This is a genomic window from Nostoc sp. CCY0012, from assembly GCF_963920855.1.
Classification (GTDB): Bacteria; Cyanobacteriota; Cyanobacteriia; order Cyanobacteriales; family Nostocaceae; genus Cyanocohniella.
Map to the genome: position 1 here is coordinate 21,287 of NZ_CAWUDM010000016.1, position 21,003 is coordinate 42,289.

The 21,003-nt window shown below is 41.1% G+C and carries 19 protein-coding genes; 12 read left to right on the plus strand and 7 right to left on the minus strand.

The genetic code is table 11. The features are described from left to right. The first annotated feature begins 212 nt into the window (after window positions 1-212). Complete coding sequence (locus ACM0OS_RS06425; RefSeq protein ID WP_414542337.1) at window positions 213-959, plus strand: SIMPL domain-containing protein; 747 nt, start codon at window positions 213-215, stop codon at window positions 957-959. A 128-nt stretch (window positions 960-1,087) separates the two neighbouring features. Here the strand turns inward: ACM0OS_RS06425 and ACM0OS_RS06430 are convergent, their stop codons facing one another. Further along, complete coding sequence (locus ACM0OS_RS06430; protein ID WP_414542338.1) at window positions 1,088-1,450, minus strand: single-stranded DNA-binding protein; 363 nt, start codon at window positions 1,448-1,450, stop codon at window positions 1,088-1,090. A gap of 364 nt (window positions 1,451-1,814) precedes the next feature. On the opposite strand from ACM0OS_RS06430, the gene ACM0OS_RS06435 reads away from it, so the two are divergent. The 4 genes from ACM0OS_RS06435 to ribD all read left to right on the plus strand — a co-directional run bounded on the left by ACM0OS_RS06435 (window position 1,815) and on the right by ribD (window position 5,952). Then, entirely contained in the window at window positions 1,815-2,822 is a 1,008-nt protein-coding gene (locus ACM0OS_RS06435; protein WP_414542339.1) for a rod shape-determining protein, read from the plus strand. 94 nt (window positions 2,823-2,916) lie between these two features. Continuing rightward, window positions 2,917-3,702, plus strand: a complete 786-nt coding sequence (gene mreC, locus ACM0OS_RS06440) for a rod shape-determining protein MreC (protein WP_414542340.1) — start codon at window positions 2,917-2,919, stop codon at window positions 3,700-3,702. An 84-nt stretch (window positions 3,703-3,786) separates the two neighbouring features. Continuing rightward, on the plus strand, window positions 3,787-4,404 hold the full coding sequence (gene mreD, locus ACM0OS_RS06445; RefSeq protein ID WP_414542341.1) for a rod shape-determining protein MreD: 618 nt from the start codon (window positions 3,787-3,789) through the stop codon (window positions 4,402-4,404). Between the two features lie 315 nt (window positions 4,405-4,719). Continuing rightward, complete coding sequence (gene ribD / locus ACM0OS_RS06450; RefSeq protein ID WP_414542342.1) at window positions 4,720-5,952, plus strand: bifunctional diaminohydroxyphosphoribosylaminopyrimidine deaminase/5-amino-6-(5-phosphoribosylamino)uracil reductase RibD; 1,233 nt, start codon at window positions 4,720-4,722, stop codon at window positions 5,950-5,952. Window positions 5,953-6,014: 62 nt separating this feature from the next. Here the strand turns inward: ribD and ACM0OS_RS06455 are convergent, their stop codons facing one another. Both ACM0OS_RS06455 and ACM0OS_RS06460 read right to left on the minus strand, forming a co-directional pair. After that, window positions 6,015-6,230 (minus strand): hypothetical protein, encoded by a 216-nt coding sequence (locus tag ACM0OS_RS06455; protein WP_414542343.1) that lies wholly within the window; start codon window positions 6,228-6,230, stop codon window positions 6,015-6,017. A gap of 505 nt (window positions 6,231-6,735) precedes the next feature. Beyond that, window positions 6,736-7,122: a 6-pyruvoyl trahydropterin synthase family protein gene (locus ACM0OS_RS06460; protein ID WP_414542344.1), complete on the minus strand. Its 387-nt coding sequence runs from the start codon at window positions 7,120-7,122 to the stop codon at window positions 6,736-6,738. A 260-nt stretch (window positions 7,123-7,382) separates the two neighbouring features. Here ACM0OS_RS06460 and ACM0OS_RS06465 point away from each other — a divergent pair, with 260 nt between their 5' ends. After that, window positions 7,383-8,123 (plus strand): dienelactone hydrolase family protein, encoded by a 741-nt coding sequence (locus tag ACM0OS_RS06465; protein WP_414542345.1) that lies wholly within the window; start codon window positions 7,383-7,385, stop codon window positions 8,121-8,123. A gap of 59 nt (window positions 8,124-8,182) precedes the next feature. On the opposite strand, the gene dpdE is transcribed toward ACM0OS_RS06465, so the two are convergent. Next, window positions 8,183-11,488, minus strand: coding sequence for a protein DpdE (gene dpdE / locus ACM0OS_RS06470; protein ID WP_414542381.1), 3,306 nt, complete (start codon window positions 11,486-11,488; stop codon window positions 8,183-8,185). 309 nt (window positions 11,489-11,797) lie between these two features. Here dpdE and ACM0OS_RS06475 point away from each other — a divergent pair, with 309 nt between their 5' ends. The 5 genes from ACM0OS_RS06475 (at window position 11,798) to ACM0OS_RS06495 (ending at window position 15,102) form a co-directional block, all read left to right on the plus strand. Continuing rightward, window positions 11,798-12,133 (plus strand): hypothetical protein, encoded by a 336-nt coding sequence (locus tag ACM0OS_RS06475; protein ID WP_414542346.1) that lies wholly within the window; start codon window positions 11,798-11,800, stop codon window positions 12,131-12,133. 114 nt (window positions 12,134-12,247) lie between these two features. After that, a complete protein-coding gene (locus ACM0OS_RS06480) occupies window positions 12,248-12,598 on the plus strand; it encodes a YtxH domain-containing protein (RefSeq protein WP_414542347.1) in 351 nt (116 codons plus the stop codon). 11 nt (window positions 12,599-12,609) lie between these two features. After that, the gene (locus ACM0OS_RS06485) at window positions 12,610-13,125 is read left to right on the plus strand and encodes a hypothetical protein (protein ID WP_414542348.1); all 516 of its coding nucleotides are present in this window, start codon (window positions 12,610-12,612) and stop codon (window positions 13,123-13,125) included. 187 nt (window positions 13,126-13,312) lie between these two features. Beyond that, window positions 13,313-14,122, plus strand: coding sequence for a TPM domain-containing protein (locus ACM0OS_RS06490; RefSeq protein ID WP_414542349.1), 810 nt, complete (start codon window positions 13,313-13,315; stop codon window positions 14,120-14,122). 350 nt (window positions 14,123-14,472) lie between these two features. Next, entirely contained in the window at window positions 14,473-15,102 is a 630-nt protein-coding gene (locus tag ACM0OS_RS06495) for a precorrin-8X methylmutase (RefSeq protein WP_414542350.1), read from the plus strand. 106 nt (window positions 15,103-15,208) lie between these two features. On the opposite strand, the gene ACM0OS_RS06500 is transcribed toward ACM0OS_RS06495, so the two are convergent. The 3 genes from ACM0OS_RS06500 to ACM0OS_RS06510 form a co-directional block, all read right to left on the minus strand. Continuing rightward, window positions 15,209-15,898 (minus strand): phosphate ABC transporter permease, encoded by a 690-nt coding sequence (locus ACM0OS_RS06500; RefSeq protein ID WP_414542351.1) that lies wholly within the window; start codon window positions 15,896-15,898, stop codon window positions 15,209-15,211. A gap of 38 nt (window positions 15,899-15,936) precedes the next feature. Continuing rightward, entirely contained in the window at window positions 15,937-16,773 is an 837-nt protein-coding gene (gene dapB, locus ACM0OS_RS06505) for a 4-hydroxy-tetrahydrodipicolinate reductase (protein WP_414542352.1), read from the minus strand. Between the two features lie 210 nt (window positions 16,774-16,983). Beyond that, window positions 16,984-17,700: a response regulator transcription factor gene (locus tag ACM0OS_RS06510; RefSeq protein WP_414542353.1), complete on the minus strand. Its 717-nt coding sequence runs from the start codon at window positions 17,698-17,700 to the stop codon at window positions 16,984-16,986. Between the two features lie 786 nt (window positions 17,701-18,486). Here ACM0OS_RS06510 and ACM0OS_RS06515 point away from each other — a divergent pair. After that, window positions 18,487-20,895: an NACHT domain-containing protein gene (locus ACM0OS_RS06515; RefSeq protein WP_414542354.1), complete on the plus strand. Its 2,409-nt coding sequence runs from the start codon at window positions 18,487-18,489 to the stop codon at window positions 20,893-20,895. Window positions 20,896-21,003 lie beyond the last annotated feature (108 nt).

Here is a 21,003-nt window from a genome sequence, read left to right on the forward strand (position 1 = left end):
CAAAAATGTAACCATTCTTACTTTTGACTATGGCAGTGTCAAAGTAAGAACATACAAACAGTGCTATGAGTGCAGCCGGTTGTAGTCCTGGCTGAGTCATTGATGATAATTCCGAGATATCTGTTGACTATTGAGAGTTAACAGTTAACTAAGAATTACTAGATTCGTTGTATAAAAGCATCTGTAGATACTTTTTGAGGAGTATAAATATTATGCATAGAACCGCTTTATCGGGTTCTCAGTTGGCGACTGGGAATTTGTGGAAAACTTTACCATTAGCTTTGCTGTTATCTTTTACTTCTATCCAGCCTGGGTTAGCCCAAGAAACAGCAAAAATGTGGCGAACTCTGACAGTTAGTGGTCGTGGTGTAGAAACAATTCCGACAACGCTATCCCAGGTGAGTTTGGGTGTAGTAGTTCAAGGTAAAACTGCCCAAGAAGTACAACAAGAGGCAGCCCGTAGGTCATCAGCTGTGGTAGCCTTACTCAAAAGCCGCAATGTAGAAAAATTACAAACCACTGGTATCCGCCTGAATCCAGTTTATAGTTACACCGATAATGTGCAACGCATTACAGGTTATGCTGCTAGTAATACTGTGAGTTTTCGGATCGCTACCGATAAAGCAGGGATATTGTTAGATGAAGCAGTAAAGGTAGGGGCAACAGAAATTAGTAGTGTCAGTTTTATTGCTAGTGATGAAGCGATCGCCTCGGCACAAAAACAAGCACTGAGGCAAGCTACCCAAGATGCACGACTGCAAGCTGATGCTGTTTTTAATACCTTAGGTTTTCAGGCTAAAGAAGTGGTGAGTGTGCAAATCAATGGTGCCAGTGCGCCGCCGCCACCGATATTGCAGCGGGCCGAAATGGCTAAATTATCCAGTGCAGATGCTTCCACCCCTGTGGTTGGTGGTGAACAGCAGGTAGAAGCATCGGTGACGTTGCAAATTAGTTATTAAAGGGGAGTAGGGAATAGGGATAATGGGGCTTCCAAGTAAATAAATCTCCAGTCGCTTTTGACGCTGGGTTAGCTGGGGGAGAAAGAATCTGATTATCGTCTTCGCTCCCCATAACCAATGATTAATGATTAAAAATGTTCTGAAGACATATCTGCCATAGCGCCTTCGGCATCGCGCTTGGAACCTAATAATTCTAGTTGGTCTACTCTAATAATAGGTGCAGAACGATTGGCTCCTGTTTGGCGATCGCTCCAAGTGTCAAACTTTAAGGAACCTTTGATTCCAATTAAGCTGCCTTTACGTACATAGTTTCCCGCGACCTCTGCTGTCTTATCCCATAGTTCTAAAGTGAACCAGTCAGGTTCATCGCTATTACGAGTTCTTCTTTTTACTGCTAGTGTTAATCTACACTTAACACTACCAGACTCAAAATATTTAATATCCGGGTCGCCGCCTACACGACCAACAAGGGTGACAATATTGATGCTCATAGAGGTTACCTTCTAGTACACAAGTACTGAATTGTTTTAACTTTCATCATAGCGAATTGTGAAGCTATTGAAAATGTGTTAAAAACTTAACAGCCTTTTTGGGTATAAGAATGGAGGAAATGACTTGCAAAAATTGCAAAAATATACGGATATATTGAAGTGGTTAGAGAATATCAAAAACATGGACGCTTGACACTGAGTAAAGATTGCCAAATACAAAATGGGCATTCTGACTGGACTCAGGATAAAAAACGTAATAAAATCCAGCACTATTAACTCTAACAGTTTTTAGTCAACAAAGTATCGCAAATAAGGGGCGTAGAGACGCGTGGGTCTTTTTAGGAACTTTCGCTCATCGTGGGATATGGGTATCGACCTCGGTACTGCCAACACCCTCGTATATGTATCTGGTAAAGGCATCGTTCTCCAAGAACCTTCTGTAGTTGCTATCGATCAAAACGAAAAAGTAGCATTGGCAGTGGGAGAAGAAGCCAAGAAAATGCTCGGTCGCACACCTGGAAATGTGATTGCCCTCCGCCCCTTGCGTGATGGTGTAATTGCTGACTTTGATACGGCCGAGCTGATGCTCAAACATTTTATTCAGAAGGTTAATGAAGGTAGGTCTTTAATATTACCTCGGATTGTCATTGGTATTCCCAGTGGCGTTACTGGGGTAGAAAGACGAGCTGTCATGGATGCAGCCGCCCAAGCTGGGGCCAGAGAAGTGTATTTAATTGATGAGCCAATTGCAGCGGCAATAGGAGCAGGTTTACCGGTTGCCGAAGCCACAGGTAATATGATTATTGATATTGGTGGTGGCACAACAGAAGTCGCAGTACTGAGCCTCCAAGGGACTGTAATCAGTGAATCAGTACGAGTTGCTGGGGATGAACTCACTGAAGCCATCATTATGTATCTCAAAAAAGTTCATAACTTGGTGATTGGAGAACGAACTGCTGAAGATATCAAGATTCGCATGGGTTCTGCCTATCCTACTAATGATGATGAAGAGAGCATGATGGAGGTTCGTGGCTTACACTTGCTTTCTGGTTTACCCCGAACCGTGACGATCAAAAGTCCGGAAATTCGTGAAAGCATGGTAGAACCGCTATCAGTAATTATCGAAGCAGTAAAGCGGACATTAGAACGGACACCCCCAGAGCTAGCTTCAGATATTATCGACAGAGGCATCATGCTTGCTGGTGGAGGTGCTTTGCTTAAAGGCATAGATACCTTAATTAGCCATGAAACAGGAATTGTTACCCACATTGCCGCTGATCCTCTCTGTTGTGTTGTGCTAGGAACAGGTCGTGTGTTAGAAAACTTTAAACAGCTAGAACGTGTCTTCAGCGGACGTTCCCGCAATATGTAGTCAAAAAATATGAGATATTGGGTTCTATTTGGGTTCTATTTGGGTTTTATAAAGGTAGAATCCAATATCTTTTTGAGTGTAAAAACAGGTATAAATGGTCACTTTACGTCGTTGGTGGGATCGGAAAGCACTACAACTCGTCTTACTGGCTCTAGCAGTAAGTAGTGCCTGGATGTTGCGACAGACCCAGGGTCATCTGCTACTAGAAATGTATCAAGTGATCGGTCGACCGTTGCAAATGTTACAAACAGGGACAAGTCCAGAAGAGCGGATGAATGATGCCCGTTTCTGGGAATTGCAAACACGCATAGCTGATTTAGAAACTCAAAATCAAAAGTTACAAAATTTAATAGGCTATGTTCAGGCAGCACCTCTTTCATCGCGCCCAATTCCCGCGCGGGTAGTAGGACGCAGTGCTGACCATTGGTGGCAACAAGTGACTCTCAATCGTGGTTCAAAAGCGGGAATTGAAGAAGGGTTTATCGTTAAAACTGACGGCGGATTAGTGGGTTTGGTAGAGAATGTCACACCTAATACTAGTCGCGTGTTATTAATTAGTGACCTCAAAAGTCAAGTGGGGATTACAATTAGCCGCACATCTGCCAAAGGGGTGTTGAGGGGAAATGCTTCGGCGGAAGCCGTGCTGGAGTTTTACGAAAAAGTTCCTAATGTCCAGGTAGGAGATTTAGTTTCCACATCTACTTACAGTCAAAGATTTCCGGCCGGCTTACCAGTGGGACGCATCAAGTCTCTAGATTTAAAGAAACTACCAACATCCGTGGCAACAGTTGAGTTGTTCCCACCAATACTGTCATTGGATTGGGTAGCTGTATATCCTAAGCCGATAAATCCAGAACAGGAAAACGAAAAGTCTCGGTAGTAGAGGCTAGAGGCTCAAGGTTAATATTTCTTAGTTAGCACTTTGCACTTTTTGAATTCAGATTATCTAGAAAACTTCACCATAATGAAGATGCCTTTATTCGGCGAGAGTAGGCGGAGTCAGCCAAGATCGTCACCAAGAAAATCCAAAATGCTGAATAAGCCCCTTGCTCGTTGGCATCCCGGTACACGTAAACTACTGGATGGGGCTATAACTGTTGGTTCGGTGCTGTTATGTGTACTGATTTTGCCAACTCGGTTTCCGGGAATGGAATTATTGGGAATTGGTCCGAATTGGTTGTTAATTTGGGTGGTAGCCTGGAGTGTCAAGCGCTCAGTCTGGGAAGGGGTATTAGCAGGTGTAGTTTTAGGGCTACTTCAAGATGCTATGACATCACCTCACCCCACTCATGCGATCGCTCTCGGCATGGTCGGATTTTTGACTGGTTTGCTTCAGAAACAGCGTTTTATTCAAGAAGATTTTATTTCTATTGCCTTAATTGTCTTTGTCATGGCAGTGTTGGCAGAAACTATATTTGCATTTCAATTGACTTTGATCGGCGATGGCCAAGCCGAATACATTTGGGCATATTATCAACAGGTTGCTCTAGCCTCTGCCGTTCTCAGTAGTCTTTGGGCGCCTGTGGTTTATTATCCCTTAAATCTGTGGTGGCAGAAAATGAAATTTTTAGAGCAAGGCTAGGAAGAGGCAGGGGGGCAGGGGAGCCACTGCGGTGGACGGGTTTCCCGGCATAAAGCAAGTGGCGTGGCAGGGAGCGGGGGGGGAAATACTCTCGTTGATTGCCAATATCTTGGTTTTTCATATCTTCCCTATCTTCCCCTGATTCCCACTTTCACTGCTAAATTTTTCTAGAATTTGGGTAAGTACTGGCAATATTGATTCAAGCTAGAGTTGAGTAAGATACTCAATAACAAACTCTAACGCCTGGATATCACTGCTGAAGTATCACGACAACAGCAGCTAGCGTGCAAAATATTGATAGTACCGCCCAAAATTATGGATAATTTCCCAGTGGTTGCTCAAGCAGATGCATCTCTACCCAATTACACTCAGGAAAATGGGCATATATTGCGATCGCCTGTTGAATCTGATTTACCCACAACACAGGGGGTAGGCAGTGAATTTGACCGGGCTATGATGCAACGGTGTTTAGCTCTGGCTCGCCGTGCGTTGGGGCGAACTTCACCGAATCCACTAGTGGGGGCTGTGGTTGTTAAAGATGGGGAAATTGTCGGGGAAGGGTTTCATCCCCGTGCTGGTGAACCTCATGCAGAAGTTTTTGCCTTGAAAGCCGCGGGTGTGGGTACGGACTCGAACCAGGAAAATCGCGCTTGTGGGGCGACAGTTTATGTCAACTTAGAACCTTGTAATCACCACGGACGTACTCCCCCTTGTTCGGAAGCGTTAATAGCAGCTGGTGTGGCCAGGGTGGTAGTGGGTATGGTTGACCCCAATCCTTTGGTGGCTGGCGGTGGTATTGCCCGTTTACGTGCTGCTGGGGTAGAGGTGCTAGTAGGAGTAGAAGCCGAAGCCTGTCAGCAGCTAAATGAAGGTTTTGTTCATCGGATTCTGCATAAAAGACCTTTGGGAATTTTGAAATATGCCATGACTTTAGATGGCAAAATTGCTACTACCTCTGGTCATAGTGCTTGGGTGACAAACCAAGATGCCCGCAGTGAAGTTCATCAACTACGGGCGGCGTGTGATGCCATAATTGTCGGTGGTAATACAGTCCGAAAAGATAATCCTTACTTAACGAGTCATCAGGTGGGAGCGCATAATCCCCTGAGGGTGGTGATGAGTCGTCATCTCAACTTGCCTGAAGATGCTCGTTTGTGGCAAACTGCGGAAGCTCCTACTTTGGTGTTGACACAGAAGGGTAGCTCACCTGAGTTGCAAAACTTCTTGCTCAAACAGGGAGTTGAGGTGCTGGAATTAGCATCCCTGACACCAGACTTGGTAATGGCACATTTATATGAGCGGGGTTTTTGTAGTGTGCTGTGGGAGTGTGGTGGTACTTTAGCCGCCAGTGCGATCGCTCAAGGTGCTGTACAAAAAATTCTGGCTTTTATTGCTCCTAAAATCATTGGTGGTAGTCATGCTCCTACACCTGTAGGTGACTTGGGTTTTACCACTATGACAGAAGCTTTGCCCTTAGAACGAGTTCGTTGGCGTGTTGTCGGTTCTGATTGCTTGGTTGAAGGTTATTTACCTCAAAAAACCCAGTAATCAATAAGTTCATAGCCAATAGTAATTGCTATTGACTGTGGACTCATGTGAATTGATTGCTCTTAACACTGGCGTTCATAAGCGAGATCACGTATGAGTGATAGCCGAGATTGAATGTAGTCACTGAGAAAATCAGTTTCTTTGGGATCTAACAACGCTTGATTTGTAGTTTGTTTTACCAGCCATTTTACCAAGCTAGCATCGTCCATTTGTAAAAGTGTCTTGGTTTGGGAATTTTCAACCACAGACCAAAGCTGACGCAGCATCTTAGGAGTCATTAAGACCTCAATTTAATCATTAGCTTAGCTCTCTTCAGATTACACAATTCTGGTGGCAACTTACGACCAAAATGTACAAGCTGAGATAAGTATTATTAAAAACTTAATAGAGAGATTTATATCTTTATGAAGTTTAAGCATTAAGTTACTGCATTAACAAATTAATAAAAATTTACTAAGTTACTTTTTGTGATGTGGCGATTGTAATCAAAAATGAATTTAATCAATTAGCTAATTAAAGAGTAACTATTTATTAACCAAATCTTAACTCTACAAGAACGTATTAGCAAGTAGCATTCCGCTGTGAAGGCAATAATAAATTCGGCTATGCAAGTTGTACTGAGTTTTAAGCTTCTAGCTGAGGCTCCGCCAACAAACATCAAATCTAATTTCTTTGATTATTTCGGTATGATACAAGTAAAATATTTATTAAGTTGCCTTTCAAAACGAAAAAATGCAGTTTTGCTGTATGAAATTGACAACGCCAACTGCCTTGATTACGTTTTTATTCTTCATATTCAACCCAACTATTAGGTGTTTCGGAAACATGTACTTTTAGCTGGACATCTGGAGGTATCCGTTTTTTAGTTTCATCATGAATATATTGGGCAATCATTTCCGCAGTAGTTTCGTACTCACTGGGCATAACTTCATTGAGAACACAGTGGTCAAGTCCTCCTTTGGTCACATCTTGTTTAGCCCAGCGTAAAGTTTTAAAGTCAGCTACCATCACTGGATGGGGACAATAATCTGAAGAGTGCAGCTGTGTCGATATGGCCTCAATGTGGACTGTATAATTATGTCCATGCATCCGACCACAAGGGCCATTGTAATCTTTTATGTAATGAGCGCTATTAAATGTGAATTCTGTTACTAGTTTCCATTTAGGCATGGGAATATCACCTTGTAACTAATTATTAAATAAATTTTTATCTTACTTATATCATTACAGCTATCTTCCAGGGTTTGCCAAGTAATTTTAGATTAAATTCATGTTTTTTGCTAAAAACCTTAATGAAAGCTAGAAAAGGTTTTGCAGTCAAACTAAATACATTATAAAAAAGTATATTAATATAATTCGCTAAAGAAGAATAAGAGAAATAATTAAAGGTGTGCATGAACGCGTTACACCATTAATTTGGAGATAAAAAAGTGCAAATTATTCAACGGAATGTCGAATTAAGAGTAGACGACAGTTTAATGCGTGTTTATGTAGCATCTCCCAAACCTGCCGGCAATTACCCAGGTATTCTGTTTTATAGCGATATTTATCAATTAGGTAGTCCCATGATTCGGTTAGCTAACTATTTAGCAGGATATGGCTATGTAGTAGCAGCACCAGAGATTTTTCATCGCCTTGAGTTAGTTGGTTCAATTATTGAACCAGACGATTTGGGGAGAATGCGGGGTAATGATGATGCGCGGCGGACTCCCATAGCTGGTCATGATGCTGATTGTCGGGCTGTGATTGAATTTTTGCAAGCAGAAAGTGCAGTTTCTCCAGGCAAAATTGGCACTTTAGGTTTTTGTATTGGTGGACATCTAGCTTTTAGAGCAGCTTTTCAAAACGAAATTAAGGCCACAGTTTGTTGCTACCCTACTGGTATTCCCAGTGGGAAATTAGGTCAGGGAATAGCTGACACCATTCACCGGGTTAATGAAATCAAAGGTGAGATGCTAATGGTGTTTGGTACTCTTGACCCCCACATCCCAGAAAATGATCGTCAAACTTTAATTCAATCCCTGGAGAGTGCTGGCGTACCCCACAAAGTTCTGTTGTATGAAGCAGAACACACCTTCATGCGCGATGACGGTTATCGCTACGATGCGGTAGCGGCTACTGCTGCTTGGTCAGAAATAGTAACATTCTGGGAACGGGTATTTGCAGATTAGGGAGTAGGGAGATGGGAAAAAGTCGCTATTATCCCTAACCCCCAACTGAGAAACCCTATTTACTGCATAGGCGATCGCCCGGATACAATCATAAAACCAACAGAATCAAGCCGAATCTGCGGCTGGTGAATACCTTCTAAAATCGCTGCACTCAAAGCCGTTTCTAGTTGCAATTCTTCAGCCAGTGCAGAATCCCCTGGTTGACGATTTAGACGTAGGCGCAATTGCTCTACTCTTTTGCTTAATTTCTGCTCGGCAACTTTAGCGGATTGTTCGTGTAAGTTAATAAAATCAGGACGATTGGCAAGTAATTTTTCAGAACTGCTACGCACTTGATGACAAAAACTTTTCCAATTACTAGGCTCAACAAAATTATCAATGATGCCTAAGCGTTCTTTGGCTAGATTGTAATCTCTACATCTATCATTGTTTCTATCTTTATATGGACGTTGCAGAATGTTTAAGAGTAGATCATCTTCAACAATGCTCATAACATCACTGCGACCATCAATAAAGATAGTTGTGATCATGGGGGGAAATAAACCATCGACACGCCGCTGCAAAATTTTAGCTTGAGAATTATCTAGTTGGTGAGTTGTTAAAACTTTCTTAGCCAGTTCTAAATTTGTTTCCACTAGATAGTTAAGCCGGAAGCCAAACCACTCCTTTCCTGGCGCAGCATCCCAAGATTCATCGTTACGCCACACAGCAAAGGCTTTACCTCTGTCATCCCAATTGATATAGCTTACAAGTGCTTCTATCAATCCTTCCCCAATGCGGAATATTTTGGTACCGGGATTTTGGTTGGCAACTCTGCGGTTATAAGTGCCAAATTGGTCTGTATTATTATTAGCAAAGTGAGTTTTTAACTCATCTACAGAAACTAAGGTGCGCGTTGTTGGTTGATAACGCTTAATTTCTTGGGAATTGGGGTTCATGGCCGACTTAAATCCCAGCGCATCACAGACCCAGCCTTCAGTTGCTTGTTTCATTTCTACATGGCAAGCATCATAATCATCAAGGTCTTGAAAATACTGAGTAGTACCTTCATCGAGAATATCAATTTCATCGAGAGCAGTCTGTTCGCTAAGTTTCACTGTTTCGGCAGTGATTTGTTGCTTAATAGGCTCAATCATGGCTAACAATCCCGCCGCACTTGATTGAAACAAAGTTGTTTCTAACTCTGTCAGTTTCTCATCTACATAAAACTGTAGACTAGCAATTGATTGTTCAAAGATACCAAAGCCATTTTTCAAAAGTTGATACCAAGCATTATGCAGGCTATCTTCCAAGTAGGGGCCAATTAATGCCGAAGATTGAATACCAATTTTGCTGCCAATGCGGTCAAATCTGCCGATTCTTTGTTCTAATTGATTAGGCGACCAAGGCAGATCAAAGTGAACTAAGCAATCAGCTAACTGGAGATTTAGTCCTTCTTCTCCAGAGCGATCGCATACTAAAATAAAGCAGTTGGGGTTATTCTGGAACCTAGTTAAACTTTCTTCAACTTTTTCGCGTTTTTCGCCTAATTGATGGCTAGCAACTGTCTCTTCACCAAAGCTCCGCGATAAACATTGAACAATTGCTGTACATGATTGGGTAAAACTGGTAAACACAACAATTTTCGGCAGAACATCACCAGGAATTGGTCGGCGAATTCTATGCTGTATTCTGGTGAGTAATTCTTGCTTATTTCTGCGAATAGTTGGGGAAATTTTGAAGTAGGTAGCTAACTGATTTAGCAGTACAGTTTGTAAATTTTCTGTGCGTTCTCCATCTTCTACAGGCTGACGAATAATTTTCAGCAAAGATTGTAAAATCTCTTCTTCTCCTGAAAATTTAGGAGTTGTTGTCAATAGGCGAATATCTTCTTCTTTAAACTCTGGGATGAGTTGATTATGGGGTTTACCGCTGACACGTGCAGTAACTACCTGTTCTAAAATCCCTAACCAAGTACCAGCCGCTAAGAATAATAAAAGAAAAATACGCTGATATTGATTTTCTTTAGGGGCGACACTACGCCATTGTTCCAGGATTTCGTGAATATCAAGCGATCGCTCGTCTAAATCATATTCTTCTTTGGGTGTCACATCCCGATCAAAGATCACATCTTCTACCGCAGCGCGACGGTTACGCAGAATCCGGCGGTGTAGGCGATAGGTTTCGCTGATGTGGCTACGAATTTCGCGGATAATGGCATCTGTATCAGTAGACTTGGCTGATAAACATTTTGCCAAATTGTCCGCCAGATTCATCAGGTACTCATCTTCAGCCAATAAACTTCGTAGTTGCTTGAGGTGAGTTTCCAAAACACTAGCACTTGCGCCTTCCCTCAACGAGAGGAGTATTCTGCCAATTTCCTGGCAATTTTCCACTCTGGCATGAAAACCTGCCACATCATGCAGTTGATAGGTTTTAGGGTCGAGTAGATGCAGCATGGCCAGGAAATTTTGCTCGTGATTGAAAACCGGATTAGCCGATAATAAAAACAAGCGATCGCTTTTATGTGCCAGAGTTTTACAAGACTCAAAACGCTGTCGCACTGCTGCATCTCTAGAAGTGGCCATCGCCGCAATGTGATGAGCTTCATCCACAATTAAACAGCCGATATTCGCCTTCGGGTTAATGCGATGAATATCCTCAACCGCCAGCACCACTACCCGTTTACCAAAATGGGAAATATAAAATTTATTTTCTAACTCAGTTTGCCACTGTTTCAACAAATATTGCGGAACTAATACCACCGCACCTTTTTTTGGTTCATCCAGAAGGTATTGACGGAGGATTACACCCGCTTCAATAGTTTTTCCGAGTCCCACCTCATCTGCTAACAAATAGCGTTGAATTGGGTCTTCTAGTACCCGTCGCACAACTTCGACTTGATGTGGATAAAGATCAATGTTTGCCGAAATTAGCCCTCTCATACCGCGACTCATGGCACGTTGCTGAATTAGGCTTTTGACGAAAGCCAATCTTTTATCGTGGAAGTAAGGCGTTTCATGACCCTTCATTGCCAGGGTTTCAATGGGGTCAGAAACAGGTATGTTACAACGAACGTAAATCTCTTGCTCGGTTGCAATTGTGCTTTTTTTATCAGGTAAATCAATTTGATACATCTCTGTATCTTCGTCCCAGGCACAAATTCTGCCAATGATCCATGTATCCTGGTTGGGTGAATTAATAAAGCAGCGAGTTTGCGGCTGAAGCCTGACTTGAGACAGCGAATCTAAAGGTAAAGTTTTTTGGAGGCGCTGCCCTCCTGAGCAAAAATACTCAACGCTGACATCAGGGTGAGAAATTTCAGTAACTTTTCCTATTCCCAAATAGTTGCTCTGGGACTGCACCAGTGAACCAAGCTCAATCATCATTCGAGTTATCTGAAGACACTAAGAGAAATTACTACGCCAACAGCAATAGCAACTCTCCACACTAGCTCGATAACCAGGATCTGGCAACTGAAATTAGAGACAGAAGGGATAGGAAAATGGGAAGATGGTGAAATGAGGACAAAAAACCATTTGTGACAACTAGCTGACGATGCTTGCCTAAAATAATTTCATTTAATATTTTGATTTTGCATTTTTACACTCAAATGCTGTCGCTATGATCAAGTCAGAACTTTGTCAAAGTAATCAATCACAATTTCTGAAGGCTCAAGCTAGTCAAGGTCAGCAATGGTAACGACAGTTGTCGTAATTAATACCTTTATTTCACTTATACTACTTTTTGCCGCTTGGCAAATGTGGAAACTTAAGGGACGAATAGGGCGAATAGCTGATAAATTATCTGCCTATGAACGTGCTGCCCATGCTGCCCTTTATACAGCACCCGAAAGGATTGATATTAGCCAGCAAAAAATTCATAACTTGCGCCAGGGGAATCAAGGGATACAGTTACAAATTCTACAAGTGCGTCAAATTATCAGCCTGCTACTTTTCGGACGACGATTTTGGGTACGCCCTTTTGGTAGAGCAGGTTTAGGAAGAGGAAGAAAAATTGTTACCAAATAAAAACAATATTTCAAGATGATATATCGTCAAAATGCATTAATTAGATAAAATCATTTGGGACTTGCAAGGGGAAAAATCACACCTAAAATGGGTGTAAGGAGAGGAACAATTAAGATGTCTAATAACCGTTCTGGTGTATTTATTGGCGGAATGATGCTAGGAGCAACTATCGGTGCTTTGACCGGATTACTCGTAGCTCCACGTTCAGGGCGCGAAACGCGTAAAATTTTGCAAAAATCGGCGAATGCCATCCCAGAATTGGCGGAAGATTTATCAACAAGTGTGCAAATTCAGGCAGATCGTTTATCTGCCAGCGCACTACGCAACTGGGATGATACATTGGAGAGACTGCGTGAGGCGATCGCAGCTGGCGTAGATGCTAGCCAACGCGAAAGCCAAATCTTGAAGCAGCGACAAGCGCCAGAAGACTCAGATCCCCTTTCCCAGCAATTAGAACGCTCATAGATGAAATAACCGTGATTGATCCCCTGTTTTGGTTGGGACTGTCTATACTCTTAGTCGCCGCCAGTTTAACTGCTGTTTTGGTAGCGGCTATACCCGCTTTGCAGGAGTTAGCACGTGCTGCTCGTAGTGCAGAAAAGCTATTTGACACTCTCTCACGGGAGTTACCACCTACTTTAAATTCCATTCGTAAAACTGGGATAGAAATCACAGATTTAACTGATGATGTTAGTGAAGGCGTAAAAAGTGCAGGTAAGGTCGTTAAGCAAGTTGACCAAAGCCTAGATGGTGCCAAAAAGCAAGCAAAAAATGTCCAAATAGGCACACGTAGTATCGTTGTTGGTGTAAAAACTGCTTGGAAATCCTTTACACGTCCAAAACCTACGAAGCGAGTTGAACGGTTGCCAATCAATGAAAAACCACCGCTCACTTTGCGAGAAAGAGAAGCACTCAAGCAAGAAAATCGTCGTACCAAAGCAGAAGCATATCGTAGTAGCAACTATAATGAGGCTCCTAATAATGAAGAATGAGAGAGTCCAGGGGTTAGAGCTTAGAGGTTAGGTAAAAATTTTCCTAGCCCCTAGTCCCAAAAATAAGCTTTGCTTTCATCCCTAAGATTAGAGTAAAGTAAACAAGTGTAAAGAAGTATCTCTTTTCCCTTACTCTTTTAAAGCAACTTGTTCACTGTGTACTTTTGATATTTGTATAAGAACGTCCATGCAGTCTTGTTTTTGGCGACGAATTTTCGTATCTATTGCGGTATTTATCTTGGCTGGGTCAATTTGGGTAATGCATTCTCCCCAGGCGCTTGCTTATGATAATCCTGACCTACTACCCGACTTCCAAACCCCAGTTATAGATTTAGCTAAATCTCTCACAGATATTCAAGAAGAACAACTGGCCACAGATTTAAAGCAATTTGAAGGTGAAACTGGTTGGAAACTGCGTGTATTAACCCAATATGACCGCACCCCAGGTAGAGCAGTGATCAATTATTGGGGTTTGGATGATAAAAGTATTTTGCTAGTTGCAGATTCTCGCGGAGGTAATATTCTTAGCTTTAGTGTGGGGGACGCAGTTTATGAATTTCTACCCCGGACTTTTTGGATAGAATTGCAAACTCGATTTGGAAATTTATACTTTGTGCGCGAACAAGGTGAAGACCAAGCTATCTTACAAGCCTTAGATTCGGTTAAAGGCTGTTTGATTCAGGGTGGTTGCAACGTAGTACCTGGACTCCCACAAGAGCAATGGATACTCACCCTAATTACTTCGGTAGTTGGGGGCATAATTTGTGGATTTGCATCTCATCCCCAAAAGAAAGGACAGGTTTTTGCTTGGCAATGGGCTTTAATTTTCTCGCCTTTGTGGGGAATTTTGTTTATTGCCTTCGGTATTGGCCCAGTTGTGACCCGAACTAGCGATTGGTTACCTTTGGTTCGCAATATCTCTGGCTTTTTGATTGGCGCTTTAGTGGCTTATCTATCTCCTACTATTAATCGGCCTTCTTCTAATGCTGATACCTAGTAGCACTCCCAGATAATAACTTCGGTGGGAGATGGGGAGTAGGGTGATTGTTGAGCGCAACTTAGTAGAAGAAAAAGAAAAATTTCAGTACCCAAAACTAGGCACTCAGTCATCACTTAAGCTGATAAGCTGAAAGCTGGTATTTCAGGGCTGAATAGCCCTTTTCTATCACTCTGGAGAGAGAAAAATAAATGTAGGTTGGGTAGAACGTAGTGAAACCCAACAATACTAAGGTCTTTGGGTGTTGGGTTGCGCTGTGCTTAACCCAACCTACGCCTAAATTGATAAAAGCCTTGCAAAATAAGGGTTTTAGATTTTTATCTAGAGATAGTAATTAAAGAGGGATAGTAATGGAATGGCATATAACTGATGCTCAAAGTTTGGCAATCATTGATAGTGAAATAGGTGATCATGTTTTTTCACCCGCAGAGTACGAGATTGTCCGGCGGGTGATATATGCTACGGCTGACTTTGAATATAAGTCTGTGATTCGCTTTTCTGAGCGTGCCTTGCAAGCTGGTGCAGCGGCTTTAGCGGCACGCACAACAATTGTGGTTGATGTGCCAACGGTACAGGTAGGTATTGCCCAGGATATTCAAAATACTTTTGCTAATCCAGTCTATTGCAGCCTGGAGGCATTAACACGCCCGCAAAAAGAAAAAACTAGTGCCGCTTGGGGAATTGAAACTTTAGCCAAGCGTTATCCAGAGGGTATCTTTGTAGTTGGTCAAGCACAAACAGCTTTAACAGCATTGGTTGACTTAATTGCATCTGAAGAAATTCAACCTGCTTTGATTATTGCTACTCCAGTAGGATTTGTGAATGTGGATGAAGCTAAAGAGCGTTTGCAAGATTCTTTAGTGCCTCATATCATCATTGACAGTCGCAAGGGTAATGCTGTTGTGGCTGCTGCAATTGTTGATGGATTAGTTGACTTGGCTTGGCAAGCTTATGGACAAGATAGAACAACTGGAGTTTGATGGGGGAGATAAGGAACATGAGTCAGAAAGATTTTGGTAATAGCCAAAAGTATTTCCCCTTGCCCCCTGCCCCCCCTGCTCCCTGCACCCTGCTCCCCTGCCTCTTCTAAGCCTCCTCAACTCTACGGCGACGGCGAGGCGGTTTTTCTCGTTGGTTTCTCCGCAAACGGCTACTGACTTCATTGAAGAAATCTCTTCGTAAATATGGATAGTCATTTACCCACAAGTCACGACTAGGAATATAGACATCACTAAAGTCTTCAATGCTGCTCAAATCTGAACGATTTGACATGACGATCATTTCGGCAATTTGACCGCGAACAATACCTTTGTGAAAATTACGTAGTGGTGCTTCTAACTCGACGGTAAAACCTGTGTCATCTCCCACTTCTAAATTAATTCGTTTTTCTCGATTTTCGACTATTACCAGTTCACCTCTGCTGTTGACGGTTTCTTGTTTGCCCATGATTCGGTCTGTAATCCACCAATCGAGGATTCGTCCTCGAAAGAAGCCACTATATTTATAACGGCGGCATTTGGCATTTCTGATACTTGCCTGAAAGACCGGATACCACAGCCAAAAAAAAGCACCCATTACTCCCACCAAAAAGATGATTGGGCCCACATCTAGCCTCAATAATGTTTTACCCAGCACAATTATGGCTATGGTAACTACAGAGATTAATAGGCGCTGCAAGAAATTTGAAAATTTCCCCCAGTAGTACTTGTACTGGGCGCCGGTGGCGATGAGCGGGATGATTTGTTCAAATTTCTTCCGAGTCAGTGGTACTAACATAAGTGCTGAGTACTGAGTGCAGAGTGCTAAGTTTGAAGTTAAAGGATTTTTTCTAATCCATATACTAATGACTTTAGCTGAGAGACTTTGCGAATCGCTAGTAGTACTCCTGGCATATAACAAGAGCGATCGCTTGTATCATGTCGTAAAGTATAAATTTGACCAGGTGCGCCAAAAATAACTTCTTGGTGGGCGATGAGTCCTGGCAAGCGTATACTATGAATCCTAATATTTTCCTCTGCTAGACTGCCCCTTGCCCCTGGTAATTTTTCTGTTTCTTCTACAAGGGCGGGGTTAAAAGTTTTACCCATTTCTGCCAGTAACTGTGCCGTTTGAATTGCTGTACCACTGGGAGCATCAGCTTTTTGGTTGTGGTGCAATTCGATAATTTCTACATGATCGAAATATTGAGAAGCTGCAACTGCGGCTTGTTGCAACAACACCATCCCAATGGAAAAGTTAGGAATAATTAAGCAACCAGTACTAGCTTTTTCGGCAAAATCTGTCAAGTCTTTGATTTGTTCTGGACTTAACCCTGTTGTGCCGACTACAGGACGAATCCCATAGGCGATCGCACTACGAATATTGTTATACACTGAGTCAGGATGGGTAAAGTCTACAATTACCCCTGGAGGGGACTGTCTATCGCCAGCCACATACCCCAGCATTGGCTCTAATTGATTAGTAATCGGTACTTCTAAAGGTTCACTTAAACCAGCCAATTCTCCGGCATCTTGATCTTGATGTTCAGGGCTGGTGTCAATTGCACCCACTAAGTTCAAGTCTGGTGCTTGCGCCACTGCTTTAAGTACTTCACGTCCCATTTTGCCAGCTGCACCGTTGACAATAACCGGAATAGGAGCTTGATTCGTCATAATTTAGGAAATGCTTTTTGAGTCAATACAAGGAATTATAAAGACTTTTGTAATTCTTAATCTTGAAGTCCCAAACCTATCACTAAATTATACTTTTAAGCAGTAGCAGTAACATTTAGTTATTCAACTATATAATATTGAAAATGTATCTCACTAAATACAATTTTGGATAAATTGATCACAAACTATGCAGTTAACATTCAGAGATTATTAAACAGTAGTAGATTCCGGCAGTTCAAACTTATAACCGTAGCCACGCACAGTCTTAATAAACTCAGGAACAGTAGTATCAACTTCTAACTTCTTGCGAAGCTGACCTATATGTACATCAACCACCCGTCCATCTCCCACATATTCGCAACCCCAGATTTTTTGAATTAACTGGGGACGACTCCAGGCTTGACCAGGATGACTTGCTAAAAAATGTAGAATATTAAATTCCAGGGCTGTTAAGGTTAGAGGCTTATCATTAAGTTTTACCTCCCGACCATCTGGATTAATTGCCAATTGATTGAAGACTAGGCGCTGTGATGGAGAAGGATTAACACAACGGATACGTCTTAACAGTGCTTGTACTCTCACTTCAACTTCTGCCAAGCTGAAAGGCTTTGTTAAAAAGTCATCTGCACCTGCGGCAAGGATTTTAATTTTATCGGCTTCAGCAGTTCTCCCAGTTAATATCATTACTAAGACATCAGTGCGACTCTGCATTTCCTGACAAAGTTGATAGCCACTGGTATCCGGTAAATTCCAATCCAAAATTACTAAAGCTGGTTGGAACTGATCAAACAACGACAAAGCTGTCTTACCATCTGCCGCAGACTCTATGTGATATTTTCGACTTAAAAAGCGATATATGAGATTGCGGATGCCGAAGTCGTCATCTACAACCAGGATTTTAGGATTTGTAGTAGGAAGCATAACCATAACGTTTTAGCCTGTTTCGGATCTGGCGATTGACTATGGGCCGTAGCTTTTACCCTTCTTGACTGCTAGCCTTTCACCAAACGGATTTAATTAACGTGTAGCATCTTACAGAAAGGGTAGGTTCTGAGGGGTAGTCTGGGAAAATACTTAAACTTGGGTAAGGACTGCGCTGAAGATTCTTAGGGGATATACCTCTGGCACGTCTATGAGGGTAAGTGCAACTAAGTCCACAAAATGTGTACGCGATCGCCTGATGCCAAAAGCTTGGTTCGGAGTTTTGATTTGCCCTTACCTGGACTGAGAATGTAGATGTAGATAAAAAAATCAATTGTTGCCCGATATTACCTCTGTGGTACTTAGCTACACTTAATTTTCTATTAATTTTAGAAAAAGTTCAGCTATTATAATGTATGAATAATGTATGACTTTTGTATAAGTTTGGTATGTTTTTCATATTTAATGATGTATTTTTAAATCTTTATACTTAAGCAAAGCGTATTTTTAGCAGTACTTACCCAGATACACTTAATCTTTAAATTGACTACAAAACTGCAAAGTAATCACAATGATAAATTTTATAGTGGCGTGGCACAGTTGCTCGGGCATTACAGAAATCCTATTTAATTTTTGTTAGTGTAGCCTGCACTAAGGGCTGAAAACCTCAGTACAACTCAAATAGCCTGATTTCCTCTTGCCTATTTGCCTACGCATACTTCTACTCCCTGGTTGCTTGTTCGTTGCTTTACAAGTAATTTGAGCAAATATGGCCAATAATTAGCTGAGAGCATGACAAGTCAAGGACTGAGAGCATCGCCAGAAGGTATCAAAGCAGCAAAAACAGCTTTAACTGACAAAACATTAAGTCAGCACAAATTAGCAGTCGCCTTAGGTATCACACGCCAACCAGTTTCTAAGTTTTTCGCAGGTGAACCAGTTTCTCGCAGTTGTTTTGTGCAAATTTGTCAACAGCTAGGATTATCTTGGCAAAAAGTTGTCAGTATACCTGACGATGAGACATCTGAGATAACAGCTAAAGACAAGTTTAACGATTTTGATATCAACGCACTGGTGCAGAAAGTCCGTCAACAGCGCCAAGATAGAATTACCGACCAGTGTGGCACTTTGCAACTGTTGGATATTGCCCCAGTCATTCCTATAAATAACATCTATACAGATATCACTGTTTCCGAAGAAATCAGTAGCCAACAATGGCTAGATATTGCCGATTTAGCACTAGACTTTAGCCACAAGTCAAACTTTCATTCACTTACAGAAATCAATAACCTGAATAAATTACCTGGTTTAGAAGCTGTATCTCGGTACTCAAAGTTAATGGTGTTGGGTAAACCTGGTTCCGGTAAAACTATATTTTTGCAATATCTAGCTACTGAATGCAACAAAGGAGAATTTCAACCAAAGCGGATATCAATTTTCATCCGACTGCAAGAATTTGCTGAAGATACTCAAGATGATGGTGAATTGTCTTTAATGAAATATATTACCCAGGAATTTATCAGTTCTGGTATTGAAGAAAAGGCAACTGCAACCATACTAACTGAGGGTAAGGCACTGATTTTATTAGATGGCTTAGATGAAGTGCCATCTGCATATGTGAATCAAATGAACAGGGAAATTCGCAGATTTACTCAAACTTATTACAAAAACCAGTTTGTCATTAGCTGTCGCCTAGGGTACCAAAATTATAGATTTCCAGGCTTTACGCAAGTTGAAATCGTAGACTTTAACAATAAACAAATTGAAGTTTTTGTCAAAAACTGGTTTGTAGCAGTTGCTCATAAATCTAGAGAAGCTGGAGAAAGTATAGGTAATTTATTTTTTCATCAACTGAATCTGCTAGAAAATCGGCCGATTAAAGAATTAGCCATCACACCAATATTGCTACATCTAATTTGTTTAGTTTTTAGAGTCAAATCTGAATTACCATCCAACCCAGCCAAGTTTTATGAGCAAGTTTTGAATGTTTTATTAGTGAGGTGGGATGAAGTCAGAGGTATTCAACGATATCAGATTCATGGTGATTTAACCTTAGAACATAAAAAAAAGTTGTTGTCTCAGATTGCAGAGAGTACTTTTGAAAAGGAAAGTCATTTTTTTGAAATAGCAAAAGTTCAGCATATTATTAGCAACTATCTGAATACCTTGCCAAATATCTATACAGAGACAGGGCAATGGCAACAAGATATGGCAACCTTGTTTAAAGTAATTGAGGGGCAAAATGGTTTATTAGTAGAAAAGTCACGGGAGATTTACTCGTTTTCTCATTTAACACTGCATGAATATTTAACTGCTAAAAATATTGTAGAAAATTTCTCATACCAAGACTGTAATAATTTGATGAATAATATCACTGACGAGCGCTGGCGGCAAGTATTTTTGCTTACCGTGAGTATGTTACCCAATGCTGAAGATATGTTATGGGCGATGAAAAAAAAGATTGATTTAATAGTAGTAAATGATGAGAAAATACAAGGTTTGCTGATTTGGTTATCAAGAAAATCTCAATCAGTTTCCACTAGTTATCAAGCAGTAGCTCTGCGTGCTTTTTATCTAGTTTGTGTTGGACGTACTCCGCAGGAAGAACCATTCAAAAAGAGTATTTTTGCTGCTGCTTCTACATATGAACACAAAGTTATAATAAATGATCATATTCATACTCCTAGCTGTGACCTAGAGTGGGCCCTTGTGGGTAACATAGCTTTTAATCCTGACCTAGCCCTTGATGAATTTTTAACTAGTACTCTCATTTGTGCAATCGAGCTAAATTTGGCTGTTGAGTCTACCCTTGATGATGCTATTACCCTGGATCATGTTCAAGCTCTTAAAATTGCCTTACATCAAGCTTTAAATTTGGTTACAGAGGATGAATTGAAGCAAAAATTACAAAGCCTTGAAAAACAATTACCTCATTTAAATAGTAATTCAGAAAAAATTTACCAATGGTGCCAATCTCAAGGTAAATACTGGATTAAAAATCTAAGAAAAATTTTGATATCTTCTCGTGATATTGCTCATAATTGGCAGTTCAATAAACAGCAAATAGAATTATTACAGCAGTATTATTATGCTAATAAATTAATAATAGATTGCCTTAATCAATCTGCATACATTAATCAAGTTAACCAACAAGAAATTAAAGAAAGCCTGTTATTAGCATTTACAGAAACTAATCAATAAAGTTTTGCAGACTTAGTTTTGTAGAAAAACTAATAAAAATATGTGTTAAAAGATATTTTTTTAAAATAAAATTTAAATCTATCGCAAGAAAGAGACTTACTATAATAT

Bases quoted from the DNA above. Each gene is read 5' to 3' on its own strand.
- ACM0OS_RS06495 (WP_414542350.1), top strand. From the start codon at position 14,473: ATGGAATGGCATATAACTGATGCTCAAAGTTTGGCAATCATTGATAGT.
- ribD (WP_414542342.1), top strand. From the start codon at position 4,720: ATGGATAATTTCCCAGTGGTTGCTCAAGCAGATGCATCTCTACCCAAT.
- ACM0OS_RS06425 (WP_414542337.1), top strand. From the start codon at position 213: ATGCATAGAACCGCTTTATCGGGTTCTCAGTTGGCGACTGGGAATTTG.
- ACM0OS_RS06500 (WP_414542351.1), bottom strand. From the start codon at position 15,898: ATGTTAGTACCACTGACTCGGAAGAAATTTGAACAAATCATCCCGCTC.
- ACM0OS_RS06480 (WP_414542347.1), top strand. From the start codon at position 12,248: ATGTCTAATAACCGTTCTGGTGTATTTATTGGCGGAATGATGCTAGGA.
- ACM0OS_RS06475 (WP_414542346.1), top strand. From the start codon at position 11,798: ATGGTAACGACAGTTGTCGTAATTAATACCTTTATTTCACTTATACTA.
- ACM0OS_RS06510 (WP_414542353.1), bottom strand. From the start codon at position 17,700: ATGGTTATGCTTCCTACTACAAATCCTAAAATCCTGGTTGTAGATGAC.
- ACM0OS_RS06515 (WP_414542354.1), top strand. From the start codon at position 18,487: ATGACAAGTCAAGGACTGAGAGCATCGCCAGAAGGTATCAAAGCAGCA.
- ACM0OS_RS06455 (WP_414542343.1), bottom strand. From the start codon at position 6,230: ATGACTCCTAAGATGCTGCGTCAGCTTTGGTCTGTGGTTGAAAATTCC.
- ACM0OS_RS06430 (WP_414542338.1), bottom strand. From the start codon at position 1,450: ATGAGCATCAATATTGTCACCCTTGTTGGTCGTGTAGGCGGCGACCCG.
- mreD (WP_414542341.1), top strand. From the start codon at position 3,787: ATGAAGATGCCTTTATTCGGCGAGAGTAGGCGGAGTCAGCCAAGATCG.
- ACM0OS_RS06490 (WP_414542349.1), top strand. From the start codon at position 13,313: ATGCAGTCTTGTTTTTGGCGACGAATTTTCGTATCTATTGCGGTATTT.
- dpdE (WP_414542381.1), bottom strand. From the start codon at position 11,488: ATGATTGAGCTTGGTTCACTGGTGCAGTCCCAGAGCAACTATTTGGGA.
- ACM0OS_RS06460 (WP_414542344.1), bottom strand. From the start codon at position 7,122: ATGCCTAAATGGAAACTAGTAACAGAATTCACATTTAATAGCGCTCAT.
- dapB (WP_414542352.1), bottom strand. From the start codon at position 16,773: ATGACGAATCAAGCTCCTATTCCGGTTATTGTCAACGGTGCAGCTGGC.
- mreC (WP_414542340.1), top strand. From the start codon at position 2,917: ATGGTCACTTTACGTCGTTGGTGGGATCGGAAAGCACTACAACTCGTC.
- ACM0OS_RS06435 (WP_414542339.1), top strand. From the start codon at position 1,815: ATGGGTATCGACCTCGGTACTGCCAACACCCTCGTATATGTATCTGGT.